This is a genomic window from Streptococcus sp. F2, from assembly GCF_056500955.1.
Map to the genome: position 1 here is coordinate 7,223 of NZ_JBWKAI010000043.1, position 1,083 is coordinate 8,305.

At 45.1% G+C, this 1,083-nt stretch carries 1 protein-coding gene, 2 tRNA genes and 1 rRNA gene; all 4 read right to left on the reverse strand.

Annotated features, from left to right (window positions below; translation table 11 throughout):
• Positions 1–177: 177 nt before the first annotated feature.
• Positions 178–660 (reverse strand): competence protein ComX, encoded by a 483-nt coding sequence (locus ACYTR8_RS09700; RefSeq protein WP_269760418.1) that lies wholly within the window; start codon positions 658–660, stop codon positions 178–180.
• Positions 661–752: 92 nt separating this feature from the next.
• Positions 753–826: transfer RNA gene (locus ACYTR8_RS09705), tRNA-Arg, on the reverse strand.
• Positions 827–909: 83 nt separating this feature from the next.
• A tRNA-Asn gene (locus ACYTR8_RS09710) sits at positions 910–983 on the reverse strand.
• A gap of 5 nt (positions 984–988) precedes the next feature.
• Positions 989–1,083, reverse strand: a 5S ribosomal RNA gene (gene rrf, locus ACYTR8_RS09715); the annotation flags it as partial.

Here is a 1,083-nt window from a genome sequence, read left to right on the forward strand (position 1 = left end):
ACTAAAATCATGGGAACTAACTCAAGCTCTCAAAAACCATCAACTAATCTAAAAATTCTTTCAGCAGCTTTCCCACTTACTCGTTTTTCTAAAAGTTTGAGACTATCACCCCCACTCAACTTCCAGAGAAAAAGGCCAGAGGCGTCCCCTCTAGCCACAACCAATCTCTCCAAAACCTCACCCTTGGTCAAACCCACTAAAGTAAGGACGAACCTTCCTAAGCAAAGCCTGACGCCCCTTGAACCGTTCCCCTCTCACTAAGGCCTGAAACTGCTTCCGATCCGCTTCACTTAAGGCCTCCTCCACCTGTACTAAAACCTCCCGATAGGCCACATAATCATCCAACCATAACCCACCAGCTGGAATCGCATGCGCCACATCCCCTATCTCCTCATAAGCCATCTTGTCAAACTGGCGTTTCTGACTTTCTTGCCGACGCAAGACATCTTTCAAATACGACGAAAACTTGGTTTTAAAATACCGATACAAGCGAGCCTCATCTCCTACTAACTCTGGGTGACGTTCCAACAACTTCACTAAAACCAAATGCCCCTCTTGTAACCAGTCATCCGTCTCCCACAACTGTAAGTAATAATGACGCTTCAGTTTTAAAATAATAGGTTTGACCTTCTCAAAAAACTCCCCTGTCTCTAACGACATCCCGATTCTCCTTTTCTTTTAAACTATCCCTAGTATAAAGAGAACCACAAAAAAACAACAGGACATTTTTGTCCTATTGTTTTTTCTCATCATGCACCCTAGAGGAGTCGAACCTCTAACCGCCTGATTCGTAGTCAGGTACTCTATCCAGTTGAGCTAAGGGTGCCAACGCATATCTTGCTTGTCTCTATCTTACCACACTCTTCTCTAAAATGCAAAAAAAGATAGGACTCTTCCTACCTCTCTCTACTCCGCCAGTAGGACTCGAACCTACGACATCATGATTAACAGTCATGCGCTACTACCAACTGAGCTATGGCGGATAAACGCTAAGCGACTACCGTATCTAACAGGGGGCAACCCCCAACTACTTCAGGCGTTCTAGGGCTTAACTACTGTGTTCGGCATGGGTACAGGTGTATC